At 63.8% G+C, this 23,345-nt stretch carries 17 protein-coding genes and 1 pseudogene; 17 read left to right on the forward strand and 1 reads right to left on the reverse strand.

All coding sequences use genetic code 11. The annotated features are described in order from the left end of the window. Position 1: 1 nt before the first annotated feature. The 15 genes from Q4T40_05460 to Q4T40_05530 all read left to right on the forward strand — a co-directional run bounded on the left by Q4T40_05460 (position 2) and on the right by Q4T40_05530 (position 17,967). A complete protein-coding gene (locus Q4T40_05460; protein MDT8900687.1) occupies positions 2-403 on the forward strand; it encodes a response regulator in 402 nt (133 codons plus the stop codon). Positions 404-660: 257 nt separating this feature from the next. Next, complete coding sequence (locus tag Q4T40_05465) at positions 661-2,652, forward strand: sigma-54-dependent Fis family transcriptional regulator (GenBank protein ID MDT8900688.1); 1,992 nt, start codon at positions 661-663, stop codon at positions 2,650-2,652. A 427-nt stretch (positions 2,653-3,079) separates the two neighbouring features. Further along, positions 3,080-5,833, forward strand: coding sequence for a molybdopterin-dependent oxidoreductase (locus Q4T40_05470; protein ID MDT8900689.1), 2,754 nt, complete (start codon positions 3,080-3,082; stop codon positions 5,831-5,833). Positions 5,834-5,939: 106 nt separating this feature from the next. Beyond that, a complete protein-coding gene (locus tag Q4T40_05475; GenBank protein MDT8900690.1) occupies positions 5,940-8,249 on the forward strand; it encodes an FAD-dependent oxidoreductase in 2,310 nt (769 codons plus the stop codon). Between the two features lie 12 nt (positions 8,250-8,261). Then, positions 8,262-8,453: a hypothetical protein gene (locus tag Q4T40_05480; protein ID MDT8900691.1), complete on the forward strand. Its 192-nt coding sequence runs from the start codon at positions 8,262-8,264 to the stop codon at positions 8,451-8,453. A 23-nt stretch (positions 8,454-8,476) separates the two neighbouring features. After that, positions 8,477-8,725: a hypothetical protein gene (locus tag Q4T40_05485; GenBank protein MDT8900692.1), complete on the forward strand. Its 249-nt coding sequence runs from the start codon at positions 8,477-8,479 to the stop codon at positions 8,723-8,725. A 31-nt stretch (positions 8,726-8,756) separates the two neighbouring features. Next, complete coding sequence (locus tag Q4T40_05490) at positions 8,757-9,818, forward strand: XdhC family protein (GenBank protein ID MDT8900693.1); 1,062 nt, start codon at positions 8,757-8,759, stop codon at positions 9,816-9,818. Next, positions 9,802-10,950: a nucleotidyltransferase family protein gene (locus tag Q4T40_05495; GenBank protein MDT8900694.1), complete on the forward strand. Its 1,149-nt coding sequence runs from the start codon at positions 9,802-9,804 to the stop codon at positions 10,948-10,950. The genes Q4T40_05490 and Q4T40_05495 overlap by 17 nt, the downstream gene beginning before the upstream one ends. After that, a complete protein-coding gene (locus Q4T40_05500; protein ID MDT8900695.1) occupies positions 10,947-12,311 on the forward strand; it encodes a radical SAM protein in 1,365 nt (454 codons plus the stop codon). The genes Q4T40_05495 and Q4T40_05500 overlap by 4 nt, the downstream gene beginning before the upstream one ends. Beyond that, positions 12,308-13,624 (forward strand): AMP-binding protein, encoded by a 1,317-nt coding sequence (locus Q4T40_05505; GenBank protein ID MDT8900696.1) that lies wholly within the window; start codon positions 12,308-12,310, stop codon positions 13,622-13,624. Before Q4T40_05500 ends, Q4T40_05505 begins: the two co-directional genes overlap by 4 nt. A 4-nt stretch (positions 13,625-13,628) precedes the next feature. Then, positions 13,629-14,240, forward strand: coding sequence for a histidine phosphatase family protein (locus Q4T40_05510; protein ID MDT8900697.1), 612 nt, complete (start codon positions 13,629-13,631; stop codon positions 14,238-14,240). A 17-nt stretch (positions 14,241-14,257) separates the two neighbouring features. Then, positions 14,258-14,689 carry a C-GCAxxG-C-C family protein gene (locus Q4T40_05515; protein ID MDT8900698.1) on the forward strand — a complete coding sequence of 144 codons (432 nt, stop codon included), beginning with the start codon at positions 14,258-14,260 and terminating at the stop codon, positions 14,687-14,689. Between the two features lie 159 nt (positions 14,690-14,848). Next, on the forward strand, positions 14,849-16,144 hold the full coding sequence (locus Q4T40_05520) for an amidohydrolase (protein MDT8900699.1): 1,296 nt from the start codon (positions 14,849-14,851) through the stop codon (positions 16,142-16,144). A 236-nt stretch (positions 16,145-16,380) separates the two neighbouring features. Further along, positions 16,381-17,163 carry an enoyl-CoA hydratase-related protein gene (locus Q4T40_05525; protein MDT8900700.1) on the forward strand — a complete coding sequence of 261 codons (783 nt, stop codon included), beginning with the start codon at positions 16,381-16,383 and terminating at the stop codon, positions 17,161-17,163. A 246-nt stretch (positions 17,164-17,409) separates the two neighbouring features. After that, complete coding sequence (locus Q4T40_05530; protein MDT8900701.1) at positions 17,410-17,967, forward strand: hypothetical protein; 558 nt, start codon at positions 17,410-17,412, stop codon at positions 17,965-17,967. A gap of 52 nt (positions 17,968-18,019) precedes the next feature. Here Q4T40_05530 and Q4T40_05535 read toward each other — a convergent pair whose 3' ends face one another. After that, complete coding sequence (locus Q4T40_05535) at positions 18,020-19,063, reverse strand: L,D-transpeptidase (protein ID MDT8900702.1); 1,044 nt, start codon at positions 19,061-19,063, stop codon at positions 18,020-18,022. Positions 19,064-19,348: 285 nt separating this feature from the next. On the opposite strand from Q4T40_05535, the pseudogene glgA reads away from it, so the two are divergent. Continuing rightward, positions 19,349-20,758: pseudogene (glgA, locus tag Q4T40_05540) on the forward strand (glycogen synthase GlgA). Positions 20,759-20,774: 16 nt separating this feature from the next. Then, positions 20,775-23,300 (forward strand): glycogen/starch/alpha-glucan phosphorylase, encoded by a 2,526-nt coding sequence (locus Q4T40_05545; protein MDT8900703.1) that lies wholly within the window; start codon positions 20,775-20,777, stop codon positions 23,298-23,300. Positions 23,301-23,345 lie beyond the last annotated feature (45 nt).

Consider the following 23,345-nt stretch of genomic DNA (forward strand, 5'->3'; position numbering starts at 1 on the left):
AATGCGCATTCTTGTTGCCGAGGACGATTCGGTAAGCAGAAAATTTTTGTTCAAATTTCTTTCCCAGTACGGGGAATGCGACCTGACGGTCGACGGACTGGAAGCGTTGGACGCCTTTCTGATGGCGCTTAAGGACAATGACCCTTACGACCTGGTATGCCTCGACATCATGATGCCGAAGGTGGACGGGGTAAAGGTGCTGAAAACCATCCGCAGCCTCGAAAAAGAGCGAAGCATCGCCCCGGAAAAACAGGCGAAGGTGATTATGATCACCGCCCTTGGCGAGACGGGTTTCGTAAACCAGTCGTTCGAATTTGGCTGTGAGGCCTATGCGGCCAAACCTGTCGACACCGAAAAACTGATATCCGTCATGGAGAAACTCGGACTGATATCGCCGAAATAAACACTGTTCCGCTTCTTCTGAAAACGACGGGATCGTTCCGTTATCGGTATTTTGATTAGCGTTAAAGGCATATCGTTATAACCTCTATCGCGAGCCCGGCATAATCTCCATCAAGCTCCCAGCCTGCAAAGCGCTCTCCGTAAGGGGGGCGCCTTTTCCATTGAGCGCGCAAATTAGGCTGCCGGGTATTCCCGCAAGGCAGGGGATTTATTCCGGGCGCAGAAGTATAACTCCATAACGCCGGGGAGGTGGCTGAGATGTCTGCCGAACAAAGCAACAAGGACGCCGTGCTTCGCGCCTGGGAAAGCTTCATCGCCGGGCGTCCCCACGGCAACATCGTCCGGCCGCAGATAATCGAATCCTGGCACAGGTGCGTCACCGCGCGCGTCGACCCCCACAGTGCCACCCCCCACAGCAAACTCGACGCCCATTCCCTCGGCAAACTGCTACGCGAAAAAGACCAGCTCATCAAAATCGCCAAACCCTTCATGACCAACCTCTATCAATTCGTGCAGGGGTCGGGCTTCGTCGTCGTCCTCACCGACGAAAACGGCATCATCATGGAAATGTTCGGCGACGAAGACACCATCAGCAACCCCATGACCGAGGACTTCTTCCGCGGCGCCAGCTGGCACGAAACCGAGGCCGGCACCAACGCCATCGGCACCGCGCTCGAGACCGGCGCGCCCCTCCAGGTATCCGGGGCCGAGCACTTCTGCCGCAAGCACCACTGCCTCACCTGCTCCTCGGCGCCGATCTTCGACGCCGACCGGCGGATCATCGGCGTCCTCGACATGTCGGGAGCCTCCCATGCCTCCCACCTTCACACCCTGGGCATCGTCGTAGCGGCGGCCGAAGCCATCATGGCCCAGCTCAGCATCAGGCGGAAAAACCAGGAACTGGCCCTCGTAAACAACCGCCTGTCAAACTTCTTCAACTCCGTATCCGACGGCGTAATCATCGTCGACAAAAAAGAAACCGTCATCGAACTCAACCCCGCGGCCAAAAAGCTGCTCGGCAGAGACGTCCAGGGCAAGCCGGTCAACACGCTCTTCGAGCGCCGGGCGACCTCCAAAGGCAAGACCCTCACCATCGCCGAACAATACACCGACATCGAAGTAATGGTCGACACCAGGGACGGCCTCTGCTATTGCCTGGTAACGTGCGAGCCCATCGTCAACGAGCACGGCGCCGTCACCGGCGGCATCATCATCCTCAGGCCCATCAAGCACGTCCAGAACCTCGTCAACCGCTTCGGCGGCTACTCGGCCACCCTCCAGTTCAAAGACATCGTCGGCGACAGCGCCGCCATCCGCGACGCCATCCGTCTCGCCACCCTCACCGCGACCACCACCTCCAACATCCTCCTCCAGGGCGAAAGCGGCACCGGCAAAGAAATCTTCGCCCAGGCCATCCACAACCTCAGCTTCCAGCACAACGGCCCCTTCATCGCCCTCAACTGCGGCGCCATCCCCCGCGAACTCATCGGCAGCGAACTGTTCGGCTACGAGGAAGGCGCCTTCACCGGCGCCCGGCGCGGCGGCAAACCCGGCAAATTCGAGCTCGCCGCCGGCGGGACGCTCTTCCTCGACGAAGTCGGCGACATGCCGCTCGAACAGCAAATAGCCTTCCTGCGCGTCATCCAGGAAAAGAAAGTCACCCGCATCGGCGGCGACAAAACCATCCCCGTAAACGTCCGCCTCATCTGCGCCACCAACAAGAACCTGCTGCACGAAGTCGAAAAAGGCTCATTCCGCCAGGACCTCTACTACCGGCTCAACGTCATGACCATCACCATCCCGCCGCTCAGAAATCGCGTCGAAGACATCAGGCCGCTCTTCGCCCACTTCCTCGACCAACTCGGACGCGACCGCGGCTGCCAATACCGCGCCGACCCCGAAGTGCTCGAATGCCTGCAACGCTACAACTGGCCGGGCAACGTCCGCGAACTGCAAAACGTCGTCGAACGGGCCGCCAGCCTCAGCGAAGACGGCAGCATCGTCCTGCGCCACCTGCCCGCCGAGCTTGTCGCGCATCCCGCCCACAGGACCTTCCCGGCGGCGGCGCCCGCCCTCCAGGTCCTCGACAGCCGGGAAAAAAGGCAGAAGCTGGCGCGCGACGCCGAAAAACACAAAATCCAGGGACTGCTCAACGCGCACGCCGGCAACGTCAGCCGGGTGGCGAGGGAGATGGGGGTTTCGCGCAAAACGCTCTACAAAAAGATGCACGTCTATTCCATCCAAAACTGACCCCGGTTGTTACCTTGTTGTAGAAAAAGTGTTACCTTTATACACAAAAAGGTAACACCGTCGCTACACCGGTGCACATCCGGCCCGCAGGACTGTCCCGCCCGCAAGCGTGCGGGGCGAAGGTCCCATTTGGCACGGGACTTGCAATATTTAATAACGGCTGCACTCTTCACGCCCGCCCGGTTATCCAATCCGACCGTTCTTTCGTGGGGCGACACCGCTCGGCCCCATGGCCGAAAAGGAAATACAGTGCTTGCCGGACGCAACAAGCAACGCGCTGGTTTCTTTTTCGCGCCTGCTTGTTTTTTTGTTCGGCTTTCCGCCGGCAAAGAGAATAGCCCAGCGTGGAATCAAGGCATGGAGGAGGGAGGAAACGGCCCGCCGACACGGGGACAGGGAAAACCAATAAACGAAGGAGATGGTAAGTGTGCTGAAAAAGGTGCTAAATATCAACGGGTTGACGCGGACGTTGATCGTCGATCCGGAAGCGAGCCTGGCCAGCGTTCTGCGCGAACAGCTCCTGCTCACCGGCTGCAAGGTCGGCTGCGGACAGGGGCAGTGCGGCAGCTGCTCGATCATCCTCGACGGCAAAGTCGTCCGCTCCTGTATTGTCAAGATGAGCAAAGTGCCCGATGACGCCAAAATCTTCACCATCGAAGGCATCGGTACTCCCGAGAACCTCCATCCCCTGCAGGTAGCCTGGATGGCTTACGGCTGCGCCCAGTGCGGCTTCTGCAGCCCCGGCTTCATCATGTCCGCCAAGGGCCTGCTGGACACCAACCCCAGCCCCACCCGCGAAGAAATCCGCGACTGGTTCCAGAAGAACCGCAACGCCTGCCGCTGCACCGGCTACAAGCCGCTTGTCGACGCCGTCATGGCCGCCGCCAAGGTCCTCCGCGGCGAGCTCAAGAAAGAGGATTTGCTGTTCAAGCCTGTCGGCAACAAAATATACGGCACCACCTACCACCGGCCGTCGGCCATCCGCAAGGTCACCGGCACCTGGGACTATGGCGCCGACGTCGCCCTGCAGATGCCGCCCGACACGTTGCGGCTGGCGCTCGTGCAGGCCGAAGTCTCGCACGCCAACATCAAGGGCATCGACACCAGTGAAGCCGAAAAAATGCCCGGCGTCTTCAAAGTCGTAACCCACAAGGACGTCAAAGGCAAAAACCGCATCACCGGCCTGATCACCTTCCCCACCAACAAGGGCGACGGCTGGGACCGGCCCATCCTCTGCGACGAGAAGGTCTACCAGTTCGGCGACGCCCTCGCCATCGTCTGCGCCGACACGGTGGAGCACGCCCGGGCGGCCGCCAAGAAGGTCAAGGTCGACCTGGAGATCCTGCCCGCCTACATGAGCGCCCCCGCCGCCATGGCCCCCGACGCCATGGAGATCCACCCCGGCACACCGAACATCTATTTCGAGCAGGGCGTGGTCAAAGGCGAGGACACCAAGCCGATCATGGAAAAAGCCGACGTCGTCACCGTCGAGGTCGACACCTACTGCAGCCGCCAGCCGCACCTCACCATCGAGCCCGACTGCGGCAGCGCCTACTTTGACGAGGAAGGCCGGCTCACCATCCACTCCAAGAGCATCGGCATCCACCTCCACCACGCCATGATCGTCGCCGGCATCGGCGTCGAGCCGGAAAAATGCCGCCTCGTCCAAAACCCGGCCGGCGGCACCTTCGGCTACAAATTCAGCCCCACCATGGAGGCGCTCCTCGGCGTAGCCTGCCTGGCCACCGGCCGTCCGGTATCGCTGGCCTACACGATGTATCAGCACATCACCTACACCGGCAAGCGCTCCCCCGGCTTCGTGAAATGCAAACTGGCCGCCGACAAAAGCGGCAAGCTGCTCGCCATGGAAACCGACTGGACCATCGACCACGGTCCCTACTCCGAGTTCGGCGACCTGCTCACCCTCCGTCAAGCCCAGTTCACCGGCGCCGGCTACGATATCGCCAACATCCGCGGCAAAGGCCGCACCGTCTGCACCAACCACGCCTGGGGCTCGGCCTTCCGCGCCTACGGTTCGCCCCAGGCTTTCCTGGCGTCGGAGATCGCAATGGACGAATTGGCCGAAAAACTCGGCATTGATCCGCTCGAACTGCGCTTCCAGAACATCTATCGCCCCGGCGCGACCACGCCCACCCAGCAGGTGCCCGAGGTATTCTGCCTCGAAGAAATGATCAACAAACTGCGGCCGCTGTGGCAGGAAGCAAAAAAACGCTGCCAGGAGCTTTCCACCCCCGAAAAGAAGCGCGGCGTCGGTCTGTCGCTCGGTATCTACGGCTGCGGCCTCGACGGCCCCGATGGCTCCGAGGCCTGGGTCGAACTGACCAAGGACGGAGTAACGGTTGCCAGCTCCTGGGAAGACCACGGCCAAGGCGCCGACCTTGCCGCGCTGACCCACGCCCACGAGAATCTCCGGCCGGTCGGCTTCACCCCCGAACAGATCAAGCTGCTCATGAACGACACGGCGCTCACCCCGAACAGCGGCCCGGCCGGCGGCAGCCGCAGCAACGTCATGACCGGCAACGCCATCCGCGTCGCCTGTGAAATGCTCGTCAACGCCATGAAGAAGGCTGACGGCTCCTTCCGCACCTATGACGAAATGGTCGCCGAAAACCTCCCCCTCCGCTACGAAGGCAAGTGGGCGGCCTCGATGTGCACTCCCTGCGACCCCGTCACCGCCAAGGGCGACCCGTTCCCCATCTACATGTACGAACTCTTCATGCCCGAAGTCGAGATCGACATGAAGACCGGCAAGGCCAAGGTGGTCAAGTTCACCACCATCGCCGACATCGGTACGATCACCAACAAAACCACCGTCGACGGCCAGATCTGCGGCGGCTTGGCGCAGGGCATCGGCCTCGCCCTCACCGAGGACTTCGAAGACCTCAAGAAACACACCAGCCTGGTCGGCTGCGGCCTGCCGTTCATCCAGGACATCCCCGACGACATCGAGATAATCTACAATATCACCCCGCGGCCGAACGGCCCCTCCGGCGCCGCCGGCGTCGGCGAGGCGCCGCTGACCGCCCCGCACCCCGCCATCCTCAACGCCATCTACAACGCCTGCGGCGTGCGCCTTTACGCCGTGCCGGCCCTGCCGGAAAAAATCAAGGCCGGCCTCGAAGCGCTCGCCGCCCAAGGGCAGGCGGCCGCCGGCAAGTAATTCCCAGCGCATCAACCGGGAACGAACTGGATAGTCCGCCGACTACCGGTTCGTTCCCGGTTGCCCCTTAACGGGGCCAAAAATTCGCAAACAGGCGAGTGGTATTATGGACCAAAAAGAACTGCGCGCGCAAGAAGCGAAATGTATCCAGGAAAATCCCCCCGGCTGCACCGCCGGCTGCCCCGTCCACGTCGACGTGCGGGGCGTCGTCGCCGCCGTCCGCAAAGGGGACTGGGCCGCCGGCAAGGCGGTCTTCGAAAAAACCGTGCCCTTCCCGGAGATCATCGCCCGCATCTGCGATCAGCCCTGCCGGCCAACCTGCAAACGGGGCGAAATCGGCGACCCCATCGAAATAAACGCCCTGGAACGGATCTGCGTCGTCCGGAGCGACCAGCCCGCCCCCCGCAGCCCCGCCCTCCCGGCCAAAACCAGCCGGGTAGCCGTCGTCGGCGCGGGCCTGAGCGGCCTCACCGCCGCCCTGGAGCTGGCCCGCAAGGGCTATCCCGTCGTCGTCTTCGAAGCCGCCGGTCAGCCGGGGGGAAGCATCAGGGATGTTCCCGATAAAATACTGCCCCGCCAGGTAGTCGAAAAAGATCTGGCCATCTTTGCCCGGCTGCCGGTCGAATTCCGCTATGGCTCGCCCGTAAGCGGCGACGGTCCGGGCGTCTCGCTGGCCGGCCTCGCCGCCGAATACGACGCCGTCTATCTGGGCGTCGGGAGCGGGCAAGCCTGCCGCGCTCTCGGCATTGCTCAAGACGCCGTCGACCCCGCCACCCTGGCGACCGGCCACCCCAAAATCTTCGCCGGCGGCAGCTTACGCCGCCAAAGCCGCGAACGCTCGCCCATCGCCTCAATCGCCGACGGCAAAGCGGCCGCCGCCTCCGTCGACCGGCTGCTGCAGGGCGCGTCCCTCACCGCCGGCCGGGACAAAGAGGGCCCCTACGCGACATCGCTCTACACCAACATCGCCGGCATCGAGCCCCTGCCCGCCGTCACCGCGGCCGACCCGGCCGCCGGCTACACCGCGGACGAAGCCCGGCAAGAAGCGGAACGCTGCCTGCTGTGCGAGTGCCGCGAATGCGTCAAGGCGTGCGAATACCTGGCCCATTACGGCTCGTATCCCCGCCGCTACGTGCGCGAGGTGTACAACAACCTGTCGATCGTCATGGGCATCCATCACGCCAATAAAATGATCAACACCTGCGCCCTGTGCGGCCAGTGCGCCGAGCTTTGCCCCAACAGCCTCGATATGGGCGGGGTCTGCCTGGAGGCGCGCCGGATGATGGTCGAGCGCGGCAAGATGCCCCCGTCCGTCCACGACTTCGCCCTGCGGGACATGGCCTTCAGCGCCGGCGACGCCTTCGCCCTCGCCAGGCACCAGCCGGGCTCAGGCAGCAGCCGGTTCGTCTTCTTCCCCGGCTGTCAGCAGGCGGCGTCCTCGCCGCAGCCTGTCAGGAAAATATACGAATACCTATGCGGAAAGCTCGACGGCGGCGTCGGCCTCATGCTCGGCTGCTGCGGCGCCCCGGCCAACTGGGCCGGCCGGGAGGAACTCTTCCGCGAAACGCTGCGGCAAACGGAAAACGCCTGGCGCGGTCTCGGCCGCCCCACCGTCGTCACCGCCTGCCCCACCTGCTACAACATGTTCTACCACAACCTGCCCGAGGTTCCGGTCGAGACGCTCTGGACGCTCCTCGACCGCATCGGCCCGCCGGCAGGAGCGGCGGGGCTGCCGGCGAGGAAGCTGGCCGTCCACGACAGCTGCACCACCAGGCATGAAACGCCGCTGCACCTTAGCATCCGCAGCCTCCTCGGCCGGCTGGGCCACGAAGTCGAAGAACTGCCGTTCAACCGCGAGACGACCGTTTGCTGCGGCTACGGCGGCCTGATGCTCTTCGCCGACCGCGAGGTTGCCCGCAAAACGGTCTCCAGACGCGTCGGGGAAAGCCCGGCCGACTACCTGACCTACTGCGCCATGTGCCGCGACAACTTCGCCGGCCAGGGCAAACGGGCCATCTATCTTTTGGACCTGCTGTTCGCGACTGGCGGGGACGAACCGGCCGAACGGCCGGCGCCGGGCTATTCGGAGCGCCGGGACAACCGGGCGCGCCTCAAACGCGAGCTGCTCAGGGAATTGTGGGGTGAAACCGTGACCGAACCGCCCGCCCAAATCAAGCTGATCGTTCCCGCGGACGTCCGGCGCATACTGGAGGACAGGATGATCCTCGACAGCGACGTCGCCCAGGTCATCGCCCACGCGGAAGAGACCGGCGACAAATTCGCGGATACCGCCAGCGGGCGCTTCCTCGCCTGCCACCGGCCGTCCGCCGTCACCTACTGGGTGGAGTACTCGCCCGCGGACGGCGGCTTCCTGGTCCACAACGCCTACAGTCACCGGATAGAAATACTTTACTAGCGGGGGAGCCACATGGACGAACAAAAGCTCGTATGTGTAAAGTGCCGCGAACCTCTTGTCCAGGGCGACGTGACCCTGTCGTACATGGGCAGCAACTTTCCGGTCAAGCTGCCCAAATGCCCCCGTTGCGGGCTGGTCTATATCCCCGAGGCGCTGGCCACCGGCAAGATGCAGCAGGTCGAAGCGGCGCTCGAAGACAAATGAACGAAGAACGGGAGGTTGACAAGATGAGCGACGGCCTCACCATTATCGAAGCCGACTCGATCACAGTCGAAGTCGTCGACAAACAGAGCGGCAGAACCTTCCGGCGCAATCTGCCGGTAAAATACATCGAGACCGACAACGGCGTCATCCTCGCCGGGGAGACGCTGGCGGGCGCACCCTGCGAAATCGCCCTCCTGTCCGACGCCGCCGTCGCCCGGATGATCGACGTCACCGGCCGGGGACCCGACTCCCACCGCTGCGATAACGACTAGACGCCCCTAAGTAAGTTGTTGGGAGGATAAGATGAAAAAACTCTTTCAGGCAATCGCGACCCGGCTGGCCGCCGGCGAAAGCCTTGTCGTGGCGACCATCTTCGACAAAAGCGGTTCCGCCCCCCGCACCGCCGGCGCCAAAATGGCGATCACGCGGGACGGCGCGACCGTCGGCACGATCGGCGGCGGACGGCTGGAGGCCGACGCCGTGCGGCTGGCCGCCGAAGCGTTCCGCTCGCGGCGAAGCATCCTGCACGCCTTTGACCTCAGCGGCCGCGACGTCGCCGGCATGGACATGATCTGCGGCGGCCAGGGAGAAGTGCTGCTGGACTTCATCGACGCCGCCGACCACGACAACCGCGCCGTCTACGCGGGCATCTGCGACGCCATCGGGCGGCGCGAAAAGGCCTGGCTGATAACCGCGCTCGGCGACGGGCAGGGCGCATACCGGCCAGCCCGCCGGCAATGCCTCGTAAGACACGACGGCAGCCTCGTCGGCCGCTTCGACGGCGAGCCGGCCTTCCTCGCCAAGCTCACCGAAGGTCCGGCCAAAATAGCCATCCACGCCGAAGTGCTCGAAGGGCAGCGCTTCCTCGTGGAACCCGTCCGCCCTACCGGTGTGGCCTATATTTTTGGCGCCGGCCATGTCTCGCAGAAGATCGCCCCCCTGGCGGAAACGGTCGGCTTCAGGACAGTGGTGCTGGACGACCGCGCTGAATACGCCAGCCGCGCGCGCTTTCCCGCGCCCACGGAACTCCTCGTGCTCGACTCGTTCGACCGCTTGCCCGCCCTGGAGATCGACGGCGACAGCTATCTCGTCATCGTCACCCGCGGGCACCTGTACGACAAAAACATCCTCGAATGGTCCCTGCGCACCGGCGCCGGTTATATCGGCATGATCGGCAGCCGGCGCAAGCGGGATAAAATTTACGCCGTCCTTGCCGGGCAGGGCTTCGGCGATGCCGACTTCCGGCGGGTTCACTCGCCGATCGGCACCGACATCGGCGCGGAGACTCCCGAGGAACTCGCGGTCAGCATCGTCGGCGAGCTCATCAAGGTGCGGGCGGAACGGGAAAGTGCGCGGCACGGGTAGCCCGGCCGCGCTCGTCCTCGCCGGCGGCCGCTCATCGCGCGCGCCGGGGTTCAAGCCGCTCCTGCCGCTGGGCGATTCGACCGTCCTCGAAACGGCGGTCGGCGGCCTGCGGCGGGCCGGCGTCGGCGACATCACGGTCGTCGTCGGCCACCGCGCCGCCGACCTGCTCGCGGTGCTGGCCAACCTGCCGGTGCGGACAGTCGTCAACGAACACTATCAACAGGGCATGTTCTCCTCCGTCGTCGCCGGCGTCCAAGCCCTCCCTCGCGAAACCGACGCCTTCTTCCTCCTGCCGGCCGACATCCCCCTGGTCAAAAGCCGGACAATCAGGCTGCTGGCCCGGGCCGGCCGGAAAACCGGTGCCGACGTCGTCTACCCTGTCTTCGCAGGCCGGCGCGGTCACCCGCCGCTCATCTCCGCCCGCCTGTCGCCGGCCATCCTGGCCTGGGACGGAGCGGGGGGCCTGCGTTCCCTGCTGGAGCGCTATGAAGTCGGTGCCAGCGAAGTGGCGGTGCTTGACGAAGGAATCCTGCTTGACATCGACACCGCCGCCGACTATCAATTTGTCGGGCGTTACGCCGACCGCCGCTGGCCGACCGGCGGCGAATGCCGGCAAATTCTTGCACGGCTCGCCGTCCCGGACGCCGTGGCAAGCCACGGCCGCGCCGTGGCCGCCGTGGCCCGGCGGCTCGCCGCCCGCCTTAACGGCGCCGGGCTCAGCCTCGACGAAGACCTCGTCGCCGCCGCGGCGCTCCTCCACGACCTGGCCAAAGGCCGCCCCGATCATCCCGCCCGCGGGGCCAAACTGATCGAGCGCCTCGGCTACCCGCGCGTGGCGGCCATCATCGCCGTCCATCACGATATCGTCTTCGCGGCGGGCCAGCCGCTGGACGAGGCGGCGGTGGTCCATCTGGCCGACAAACTCGTGCGCAACGACACGATCGTCCCGCTCGAAGATCGGTTTGCCTGCTCGCGGGAAAAGTTCGCCGACGCGGCCGCCCGGACGGCGGCCGAAAACCGCCTGGCCCGGGCGCGGCTGATCGCCGCGGCGGTCGAACAGACCCTGGAAACGGGCCTGGCGGACATAATCGGAGAGGCTTTCCCTCTGCCGGACGGCGGTGAAAAAACATGAGCAACCAAGAAGCCATCCTCGGCGCGGCCGCAAGCCTGTGCCCAGTATGCCTCAAACGCATCCCGGCCCGCAACGTCGCCGCCGGCGACGACGTCTACCAGGAGAAAACCTGCCCTGAACACGGCCGCTTCCGGACGATAATCTGGCGCGGCCCGCCGTCGTACCTGTCCTGGGGGGCCGCCGCGCAGCCGCCGGCCGGCGACGCGGCGACCGACAACGACTGCCCGTTCGACTGCGGCCTCTGTCCCGGCCACCGCCGGCAAACCTGCTGCGTCCTGCTCGAAGTAACGCAGCGCTGCAACCTTGGCTGCCCGGTATGCTTCGCCGGCGCGGGCGGCAAAGCCGTCGACCCCGACCTCGCCACGGTCGAAAGCTGGTACCGGCGGCTGCTGGTCCACGGCGGGCCTTACAACATCCAACTGTCCGGCGGCGAACCGACCCTCAGGGACGACCTGCCCGAAATGATCGCCCTGGGCAAGTCGCTGGGCTACAGCTTCTTTCAGCTCAACACCAACGGCCTGCGGCTGGCGGAAGACCAGCCTTACGGGCTGAGGCTGAAACAGGCCGGCCTGTCGTGCGTCTTCCTGCAGTTCGACGGCCTCGACGACACCGTCTACGAAAAAATCAGGGGCAAAGCCCTGCTGGCGATAAAAAAGGCCGCCATCGCCCGTTGCGCCGAACTCGGCCTCGGGGTGGTGCTCGTGCCCACGCTTGTTCCGGGAATAAACACCGCCCAGATCGGCCGGCTCGTCGACTTCGCCGTCAGCCTCATGCCGGCGGTGCGCGGCGTCCATTTCCAGCCGGTCAGCTATTTCGGCCGCTACCCGCAGCCGCCGGCCGACGCCGACCGCTTCACCCTCCCCGAGCTCATGCGGGCTATCGAGGCCCAGACCGGCGGCAAAATGAAAACCGGCGACTTCCGGCCCTCCGGCGCCAGAAACGCCTATTGCGCCTTCCACGCCAACTACCTGGTGGCGGCGGACGGAGGACTGAAACTGTTGAACAACGGGGATGGGAAGGGCTGTTGCCAGTCTGTACCCGCCGCCGACGGCGTCCGCAAAGCGCGGTCGTTCGTCGCCAGGCGGTGGTCGGCGGCCGGCAGCGCCCGGACCGACAGCCCCGCCTGCTGTCCGGGGGTCGACACCGGCAGCCTCGACGCCTTTCTGGACACCGTTGACCAACGGTCCCTCTGCATCTCCGCCATGGCGTTCCAGGACAGCGGCACCATTGACACCGCCAGACTGAAGGACTGCCCCCTCCACGTCCTCCATCCGGACGGCCGGCTGATACCCTTCTGCGCCTACAACCTGACGGATATGCGCGGCGAACCGCTGTACCGTCCCCGGAGCGTGACGCCGTGAGCGCCATAGCCAGAACGCGCCTCGACGCCTGGGCGGCGGAAAAAATCGGCGGGACCGCCTTCTCCCGCGAACAGCTCGAACGCTACCAACTGGCCAAGCTGCGGGCCACCGTCGACTGGGCGCTTGACAACAGCCCGTTCTATCGCGACCTGCTGGCCGGCCGCGCCGGGACCAGCCTCGACAGCCTGGCTGATCTGAGCCTTTTCCCCTTCACCACCGCCGACGACCTCCGGCGGCACGGTCCGCGCTTTTTGTGCGTATCCCAGAGCGACATCAGCCGGGTCGTCACCCTCGACAGCTCCGGCACCACCGGCGCGGCCAAGCGCCTCTACTTCACCCCCGCCGACCGCGAGGCCACCCTCGCCTTCTTCAGCTACGGCATGGCCAACCTGGTCGAAAAAGGCGACAAAGTGCTCATCCTCCTGCCCGGCGAGCGGCCGGGCGGCGTCGGCGACCTGCTCGCCACCGCCCTGCAACGCGGCGGCATACGCCCCGTCCCGCACGGCTTCGTTCGTTCCCTGTCGGCGACGCTGGCGGTCATCGCCCGCGAACAGACCGGCTGCCTGGTGGGCGCTCCCGCCCAGGTGCTCGCGCTGGCCCGCTGGGCGGAAAGCGACGGACTTGCTCTCCCGGTCAAAAGCGTCCTCCTCAGCACCGACCACGTTCCCCGCATAGTCGTCAGCGAACTCAAGCGCATCTGGGGCTGCGACGTCTTCGAACACTACGGCATGACCGAGCTCGGGCTGGGCGGCGGCACCGACTGCGCCGCCCACGCCGGCTGCCACCTCCACGAAGCCGACTTCCTCTTCGAAATCGTCGACCCCGCGACCGGCGTCCCTATGCCCGCAGGCGAAGAAGGCGAAGTCGTCGTCACCACCCTCGTCCGGCGCGGCATGCCCCTCATCCGCTACCGCACCGGCGACATATCCCGCATAATCCCCGGGCCGTGTCTCTGCGGCTCGCCGCTCAGGCGGCTCGCCCCGGTCGCCAGGCGCAAGGACGGCTTCGTCGCCCTCGGCGGCCACGGCGGCTTCACCCTCGCCGACCTCGACGAAGCCCTCTTCGCCATCCCCGGCCTCACCGGCTTCACCGCCGCCGTCGACAACCGCCGCCGCGCCACCAGACTGACAATAACCGCCTCCCTGGCGGCCGCCCCCGGCGGCGAACGCAAACTCAGCGCCGCCCTCGAAACCGTGCCTGCCATCCGGCACGCGCGGCAGGCCGGCGACCTGGCCGTAGCCTTAACGGTCGGCCGCTGCCGGGGCGAACTCGAGCCCGGCGCCGCCAAAAGAGCGATCGTGGAGTTGAACTGAGCCTATGGAAACCAGAACAATCTACCTGTGCAGGCATGGCAAAATCCACCGCGAAGACGACCAGCGGCGCTACCTCGGCCAGCTCGACCCGCCGCTCAGCGGCGAAGGCGAACGCCAGGCCGGGGCCTTGCGCGACCTGCTCGGCCAGGCCGGCCTCACGGCGATATACTGCAGCGACCTCGCCCGTTCGCGGCGCACGGCGGAAATCGTCGCCGCCCGCAGCGAGGTTCCCGTTATCGCCCTCCGCGCCCTCCGGGAAATATCGCTGGGCGAATGGGAAGGCGTCGCCTTCGCCGACATCGCCCGCCGCTACCCCGACGAATTCAGGGCCCGCGGCGCCGACATCGCCTACTACCGCGTCCCCGGCGGCGAAAGCTTCGCCGACTGCGCCCTGCGCGTCGTCGCCGCCTTTCGCGAAATCCTCGCCTCATCGGCGGGCGACATCGCCATCATCGGCCACGCCGGCGCCAACCGCGTCCTGCTGTGCCACATCCTCGGCATGCCGGTCGCCAACCTCTTCCGCCTCGGCCAGGATTACGCCTGCCTCAACATCATCCAGTGCGGCGGCACCGGCTACCGGCTCAAACTCGTCAACCACCGCGACACCCGAAGCTAACAGGGGAGGGGATCACCATGGCCGACGAAATGGCCCGCATAACAAAACTGCGGGCGGAAGGCTTTCACTGCAGCCAAATCCTCATCATCCTGGGCCTCGAGCGCCAGGGCAAAACCAACCCGGACCTCGTGCGCGCCATGCACGGCCTCGCGAACGGCCTGGGCGACTGCGGCCGAATCTGCGGCGTACTCACGGGAGCGGTCTGCCTGCTCGGCCTCTACGCCGGCCGAGGCGAGCCGCAAGAACAGGAAAACCACCTCCTCAACGTCATGGCCCAGAACCTCGTGGACTGGTTCGAGGACAAATACGTCCAAGCCTACGGCGGCACCGACTGCCGCACCATCCTCAACGACGACCCCTGGAACAAAATGCTCCGTTGCCCCACGATGGTCATCGAAACCTACGCACGAGCCATGGAACTCCTCGAAGACAACGGCTTCCTCAAGTAAACACCGCGCCCGCAGGCAAGGGCCGCCGCCCCAAGAAGGCTTCCGAAAACAGCGGGAGCCTTTTTTCTCGCCCCGCGGCAGGTTTTTCCACCCCGGCGGACAAATATACAAACAACGGCCAAAAGCCTACCACACCAATTCCCGAAAGGAAGTGTCCCCATGACCGACTCCATCGCCGCCAACAAAGCCGCCGCCATCGAATGGCGCCGCGCCCTCCACCGCTGTCCCCAGCCCGCCTGGCTCGAACTCTTCGCCACCGCCTTCATCGCCGAAAAACTCGCTGCCTGGGGCTACGAAATAAAAATGGGCCGCGACATCATCCCCCCCGACAAACAATTCATGCCGCCCGACGCCGACCTACTCGCCCGGGCTTACGCCCAGGCCGTCGCCGCCGGCGCCAGCGAAAAATACCTCGCCCCCGCCAAACAAGGCCACACCGGCGTCATCGCCATCCTCAGAGGCGCCCTCCCCGGCCCCACCGTCGGCTTCCGCTTCGACATCGACGCCAACGAAACCCCCGAAACCGCCGACCCCGCCCACCGGCCCGTCCGCGAAGGCTTCGCCTCCGCCAACCCCGGTTGCGCCCACATGTGCGGCCACGACGCCCACGCCGCCATCGGCCTCCTCCTCGCCAAACACTTTGCCGACAACCGCGCCACCCTCCGCGGCACCGTCAAAATAATCTTCCAGCCCAACGAAGAAAACCTCGGCGGCGCCGCCGCCATCATCGCCAGCGGCCTCATCGACGACCTCGACTACCTCTTCAGCGGCCACATCGGCCTTGCCGTCAAAGAAACCGGCCACATCTGCCTCAACGTCCACAGCTTCATGGCCCTCAACCGCTTCGAAGTCACCTACACCGGCCGGCCCATCCACGCCGCCCTCCGCCCCGACCAGGGCAACAACGCCCTCCTCGGCTCCTGCGCCGCCATCACCAACCTCTACGCCATCGCCCGCCACGGCCTCGGCGCCAGCCGCATCAACGTCGGCTACCACACCGCCGGCACCACCTGGAACGTCATCCCCGACAAAGCCTACTTCCGCTTCGAAACCCGCGGCGTCACCAACGAAATCAACGCCTACATGGTCGAAAAAGCCCATGAAATCATCAACGGCGCCGCCCAAATGTACGGCCTCGGCGTCGAAATCAACCCCGCCGCCGTCGCCAGCGTCGCCGAAAACACCCCCGCCATGATAACCCTCGCCGAAAAAATCGCCGCCAGCCTCCCCAGCGTCAAACACATCGTCCCCTCCGTCGCCTTCAACGCCTCCGAAGACGTCACCCTCCTCATGCAGCACATCCAGGACCGCGGCGGCCAGGCCCTCGTCGCCCTCTTCGGCACCCCCGTCGGCGGCGGCCACCACAACGCCGCCTTCGACATTGACGAAGAAGTAATCCCCAACGCCGCCGAATTTCTTGCAGCAATGTATCAGGCGGTACAAGGGGACCGTTGATAAGGCCCCATCTGCGTTGCACCAGCAAGGGGTAGGCCGTCCCTCTAACCGCTAAAGCGCTAAGAGGGACGCACTTGGTCCTGCGCGTGCTTGCTAGCGTACGTTCGAGTACGCGTCGCTGCCCATGCTCGGCCCGCCTAGCATCTGGGACCTTCTGAACGGTCCCGGCAACACAAAGAAGAACGATAATAGGGGAGGGGAGACGCCCCTCTCATCCATAAAAAGGAGGCAAAAAAATGGCCAGCGAACCCGTCCTCGTCACCCGCGACGGCGGCGTCGCCACCCTCACCCTCAACCGGCCCGAAGTCTTGAACGCCCTGAACCGCGACCTCGTCGACAGCCTCGCCGCCGCCCTACGCGCCCTGGAGGCCGACCCCGCAGTTAGATGCATAATCCTCACCGGCAGCGGCAAAGCCTTCTGCGCCGGCGGCGACCTCGCCTTCCTCTCCTCCCTCGCCGACAAAATCGCCTTCCGCCGCTTCATCAAAGACACCGGCAACCTCGCCGCCCTCATCATGGGCCTCGAAAAACCCGTCATCGCCATGGTCAACGGCGTTGCCGCCGGCGCCGGCTTCAACCTCGCCCTCGCCTGCGACATCGTCATCGCCTCCCGCGCCGCCCGCTTCGCCCAAAGCTTCGCCAAAGTAGGCCTCGTCCCCGACTGCGGCGGCATGTACCTATTGCCGCGCCTCGTCGGCCCCCACAAAGCCAAAGAACTCATGTTCACCGCCGACCTCATCGACGCCGACACCGCCCTCGCCCTCGGCCTCGTAACCCGTCTCGCCGACCCTGACAGCCTCGCCGCCGTCGCCGGCGAATTCGCCGCCCGCCTCGCCGCCGCCGCCCCCGTCGCCCTCGGCTGCATGAAAAAAATCATCGGCCGCAGCTTCGACCTCGACCTCGACGCCGTCCTCGAATACGAAGCCGACCTCCAGACCGTGTGCGCCGCGACCGAAGATCATAGGGAAGGGGTACTTGCCTTCCAGCAAAAACGCCCCCCGGTGTTTTCCGGCAAATAACAGGGGAGCCGCCCTAAGCACCCATCTGCGGCGTTGCTCCTCGGCTGCCATCCTCAGCGTACGTTCGTGTACGCTTCCGGTGTCATCCTCCGGTGCGCCTTGCATCTGGGCACTTCTGAACGGCTCCGGCATTCCAGGGACAGGGGAGCGGGCACGCCCGGCGATAATTGGCGAAAAAGAGGAAATTGCCTTATTTTGTCAAAATATTAAACTAAATGGAATGCGGTTTTTAAGAGGTTAAACGGCATGAGAATCGTCAAGTGTGCGCTCCTTACCTTGCTTGTTTTATTCTGCTTCGGCGGTGTTGCCTTCGCAGAGGACGCGCTCATTGTTCACGGCAAGGACTTTGCCTTCAAAGTAACCGAGCCGTCCGGCTGGGAAGGAATAACCAACGACGCCAACCGCTACCGGGTTAACGTCTATTTCCGCATGCCCGGCTACGATTTCAACTCCTCCCCAGCCCTTATGTATATTCGGGTTCTCGCCAAGAACGGCCTCACCGTCTCCCAGCACATCCAGGCCGATATGGACGCCTTTTCCCAGAAGAAAAAAAGGATAGCCTTCGAAGCCTTTGATATCTCCAACCTCAAATACGAGCATGCTTCAAGAAAATACATTATTAACGACAATCAGATCGACTTCCTCTGCTATATCGATCCCGGTGAAAAATGGAATAACTATGTAATTCTTGCCCTAACCGCCCCCAGGGACCTGGCCGAAAAGAATTGTGACGTTTTCATCTCGCTGGTACGGTCTTTTCTTTGGGTAAGGGCTATAGAGCATAAAAGTGTAAATCAACAATAACCGGACAAAATGAAACCTGGCCGATTGGCCAGGTTTCATTTTGTCACCGCCATCATCTCAGATCGTTACCGCTAAGTTTTGCCGGCCCGTTAATCACAACCAAGCGTACTTTGTTGCCCTGGCCGATAATACGCCGGCTAAGATCTGTACCGTCAGCGTTTTGCATTCTTAGACAGCCGTGTGTAGGTAACAATTCGTGGTTTGGGGCGTATGGATCGTCTAGCCCTGTTCCGCCGCCGTGTATATCCCTGCCGCGGGGGTCGCCGGTAGTGATGTAGAATGTGCCGTACGCAGGGCCATACTTGCCGTCCGAGATTTCCGCAGACACCTCATATGTCCCAATAGGTAACGATTCTCGCGGTACGCCATTTTCATTCACTCCGGGAACGAACTTATTGCTGCCTGCCCATGAATTGACAACTGTTCCAGTCTGCCCATTAATCCAGTAAAAACGTTGATCTTCCTGACTGTAGAGGATGTAATGATCTCCGGATTCTTTGGTTTGGCCGCTGTCATCCACATCCTTATTAGTCCCGCCATCTCCGCCCTTCATATGCACCCCCGCGTCATGTCCGCTTGGTTCGTAACTATACTGAGTATACATATTATCTCGGGTGGGATGCACCGAGCTATTCTGCTCCGGAAAAGTGGTAAGCGGCTTCAGATATGGCTCAAAAATATTACCGTTGCTCTGGCTCCCCTTCAGCACCGTATCCCAATAATTGAGCGGCTCTTCCGGACGCTTCATTCCGCCACCCAACGGATTCAACATATCCGGCGCAGGTTTCTTCTGCAATCTGTACTCATCCTCCCCGTTGTCCCAACCGTTGAGATAAAACTCCTGCCCCTTGGGGATGGCGCTCTCGTCGTACGGCTGGCCGAACATGCGAAGTATCCGCGCCTTCAGGCCGGGGTCCACGGGGCGGTACACCGTCCGCAGCGGCTGCTCAGGGGGCGGCTCCCGCCTCCGGTCGGCCTCCTCCATCTTGCCGAGTTCCCACTTGATGTCGTCGTCGTCCATCCCCCTTAAATCCGGTTCATACCCCAGCGCCTTCATCCTCCTTAGATACTCTTCCTCTCTGGTTTTCGCGTTCATACTCTCTCCTCCTTGCCGTTTTCCGGCATAAAAATAAGAAAACCGCCTTTCCGGCGGTCTTCTTGACGATACCATCATATCACGCTTTTTTGTCAAACCGTCCACTAAAAGTCCACTTTTCGTCCAAAGTGGCTTTTTTGCCAAAAAAATTTTGCGTCCGGCCTATCCATCCCCGCCCATCGCGGGCTTTTTTCTTTTCCCGGCCGCATAAACATACCCGCCGGCGGCATACAATAATCCCGACGTGCCAAAAAACCACCACGAAAGAAGGGACGACAACCGCCCATGACAAACGTGCTGTTCGCCGCCGCCGAAGCCGCCCCCTTCGCCAAAAGCGGCGGTCTGGGCGAAGTCGTCGGCTCCCTGCCGGGAGCGCTCCGGCGGCTGGGTGTCGACGCCAGAGTCATCATGCCGCTGTACGCCTCCATTCCGCCCGGCCTGCGGGCCGAAATGGCCCTCATAAAAGAGACGACCGTTCCGGTCGGCTGGCGGCGGCAGTACTGCGGCCTCCTCGCCTACAGGCACCGTGACGTGCCTTTTTATTTTATCGACAACCGCTACTACTTCGACCGTCCGTACCTTTACGGCCACTACGACGAAGCCGAGCGCTACGCCTACTTCGCCCGCGCCGTCCACGCCGCCCTGCCCCACCTCGGCTTCAGGCCCGACATCATCCACTGCCACGACTGGCACGCCGGCCTCATCCCCGCCTACCGCGCCGCCCACGGCGGCACCGCCCGCACCGTCTTCACCATCCACAACCTCAAACACCAGGGCGTCTTCCCCAAAACCGTCATGGGCGACGTCGTCGACCTCGGCTGGGACCACTTCACCGCGGACGGCCTCGAATTCTACGACCAGGTCAGCTTTATGAAAGCCGGCATCGTCTACGCCGACCGCGTCACCACCGTCAGCCCCAGTTACGCCGAAGAAATCCGCCACCCCTTTCACGGCGAAATGCTCGACGGCCTCCTCAGGCGGCGGAGCGGCGACCTCACCGGCATCCTCAACGGCATCGACTGCGAAAGCTACGACCCCGCGGTCGACCCCCATATCTTCCGCCGCTACGAACCGGACGGCTGCCTGGAAGGAAAACGCGACAACAAACTCAGGCTCCAGGAAGCCCTCGGTTTGGCCGTCAGGGCCGAAACGCCGCTCGTCGCCGTCGTCGCCCGGCTCGTCCGCCAGAAAGGCTTCGACCTCATCATCCGCGTCGCCGAAGAAATCCTCGCCATGGACCTGCAGCTCGTCGTCATGGGCGACGGCGAAGACTGGTATCGAGCCTTCTTCCGGGACCTCGCCTTCCGCCATCCCGGCCAGGCCACCGTCCTCCCCTTCGACGACGCCATGTACCGCCGCATCCTCGCCGCCGCCGACCTCTTCCTCATGCCCTCCCTCTTCGAGCCCTGCGGCCTCGCCCAGCTCACCGCCATGCGCTACGGCGCCCTGCCGCTCGTCCGCGAAACCGGCGGCCTGCGCGACACCGTCCGCCCCTACAACCGCTACACCGGCGAAGGCAACGGCTTCAGCTTCGCCAACTACAACGCCCACGACATGCTCCACACCCTGCGCTGGGCGCTCTCCCACTACAGCGACCGGCCCGTCTGGCGGTCCCTCGTTAAAACCGCCATGAGCGGCGACTACGGTTGGGAACGGTCGGCGCAGCGCTACCTCGCACTATATGATCAACTCGTCGTCAAGGAGGTCGCCCATGAACATCGACAAAGAAGAATTCCAACGGCAGTACCTGGACAAAGTGGCGAAACTGCACGGCAAACCGCTCGAAGAGACCTCCGACGGCGAGAGGTACCAGGCCCTCAGCAGCCTGATCCGGGACTATATTGGCCAGCGGTGGCTGCTGTCGCGCCGCAGGCAGCGGCAGGGGAAGCAGGTCTACTACCTGTCTATTGAATTCCTCCTCGGCCGCCTCACCGACATGTACCTCATCAACCTCGGCCTTCGCGACACCGTCGCCGCCGCCTTCTTCGACCTCGGCGTCGATCTCGCCGCCATCCTCGAAAGCGAAGAAGACCCCGGCCTCGGCAACGGCGGCCTCGGGCGCCTCGCCGCCTGCTACCTCGACTCGATGGCCGCCGAAAGCCTTCCCGGCCACGGCTGCGGCCTAAGATACCGCTACGGCTTCTTCGAACAAGACTTCGTCAACGGCCGCCAGATCGAAGTCCCCGACGACTGGCTCAAAACCGGCTTCATCTACGAATTCCGCCGCTCCGACGAAGCCGTCGAAATCCGTTTCGGCGGCACCGTCACGCCTGAGCTCAACGGCAAACTCCGCTACCGTCACGAAAACTACGAATCGGTCCTGGCCGTCCCCTACGACGTCCCCGTCGTCGGCCACCTGAACGACACCGTCAACACCCTCCGCCTCTGGAGCGCCGAACCGCACCGCACCGACTTCGTCTGCTCGGCCACCAACCGCAACGACTGCCTCAAAACCATCGAATACAAAAACGACGTCGAAGCCATCACCAGCGTCCTCTATCCCGACGACTCCACCCGCGACGGCCGGGTGCTCAGGCTCAAGCAGCACTACTTCCTCACCAGCGCCAGCCTCCAGGCCATCCTCGCCGACCTCGCGCGCCGCGACATTCCCCTCACCCGTCTCAGCGACCACGTCGCCGTCCACATCAACGACACCCATCCCGCCTTAGCCGTCCCCGAACTCATGCGCCTCCTCATCGACGAGCACGGCATGGGCTGGGACGAAGCCTGGAGCCTCACAGTCGCCACCATCTCCTATACCAACCACACCATCATGCCCGAAGCCCTCGAGACCTGGCCGGTCGACCTCTTCCAGGCCTTGTTGCCGCGCATCTTCGTCATCGTCAACGAAATCAACGAACGGTTCTGCCGCGAACTGTGGCAGCGCTACCCCGGCGACTGGGACCACATCCGCGCCATGGCGGTCATCGCCGACGGCACCATCCGCATGGCCCACCTCGCCATCGCCGGCAGCCACAGCGTCAACGGCGTCGCCCAGCTCCACACCCGTATCCTCAAGGAACGGGTCATGAGCGACTTCCACCAATTCTACCCCGACAAATTCAACAACAAAACCAACGGCGTCACCCACCGCCGCTTCCTCATCAAAGCCAACCCCCAGCTCGCCGCCCTCCTCGGCGAAACCGTCGGCGAGCAATGGGTCCAGTACCCCTGCGACCTCCTCGGCCTGCTGCCCCACGCCGCCGACCCCGCCTTCCAGGACAAACTCGCCGCCATCCGTCGCTGGCACAAAAGCAAGCTGGCTGCCCAAATCCTCGACGCCACCGGCGTCAGAATCGACCCTGACTCGATCTTCGACACCCACGTCAAACGCATCCACGGCTACAAACGTCAGACCCTCAACGCCTTCCACATCATGCACCTCTACAACCGCCTCAAAGCCGACCCCGGCATGGACCTCACCCCCCGGACCTTCATCTTCGGCGGCAAAGCCGCCCCCGCCTACCGGCTCGCCAAGCTGACGATCAGATTCATCAACGCCCTCGCCGACAAAATCAACCGCGACAAAACCATTAACGACAAAATCAAAGTCGTCTTCCTCGAAAACTACAACGTCTCCCTCCTCGAAAAACTCCTCCCCGCCACCGACGTCAGCGAACAGATTCCCACCGCCAGCCGCGAAGCCTGCGGCACCGGCAACATGAAATTCATCATGAACGGCTCGGTAATCATCGGCACCCTCGACGGCGGCAACATCGAAATCAGAAACGCCGTCGGCGAGGACAACATCATCACCTTCGGCCTCACCGCCGACGAAGTCCTCAACATCTACGAGCGCGGCGGCTACAACCCCTGGGACATCTACTGCGGCGACGAACGGGTAAAGACCGTCCTCGACCAGCTTGTCAACGGCTTCCTGCCCGGCGGCCCCGACGAATACCGCCCCATCTTCGACTCCTTCCTCCACCATGGCGACCACTTCCTCGTCCTCAAGGACTTCGCCGCCTACGTCGACGCCCAGAAGGAACTCGAACGCCGTTACCGCGACCGCCGGCACTGGCTCTCGATGTCCGTCCGCAACATCGCCCACTCCGGCAAATTCTCCGGTGACCGCACCTTCACCGAATACGCCGTCGACATCTGGCGGCTGCGCCCCGAAGCCCCCGTCCGCTGCTACTGCAGCGCCGACGAAGACTTCGCCCGCGCCGAAGGCGGCTGCACCCTCTCCCGGCGTCCGGCCCTCCAGGCCACCCTCTCCAACGCCACGTACAATTAATTCTTGATAACTGAAAAAGCAAGCCGCCCTGCCGAGGGCGGCTTG

This window comes from Selenomonadales bacterium 4137-cl (assembly GCA_032334055.1).
GTDB classification, from domain to species: Bacteria; Bacillota; Negativicutes; order Sporomusales; family UBA7701; genus Anaeroselena; species Anaeroselena agilis.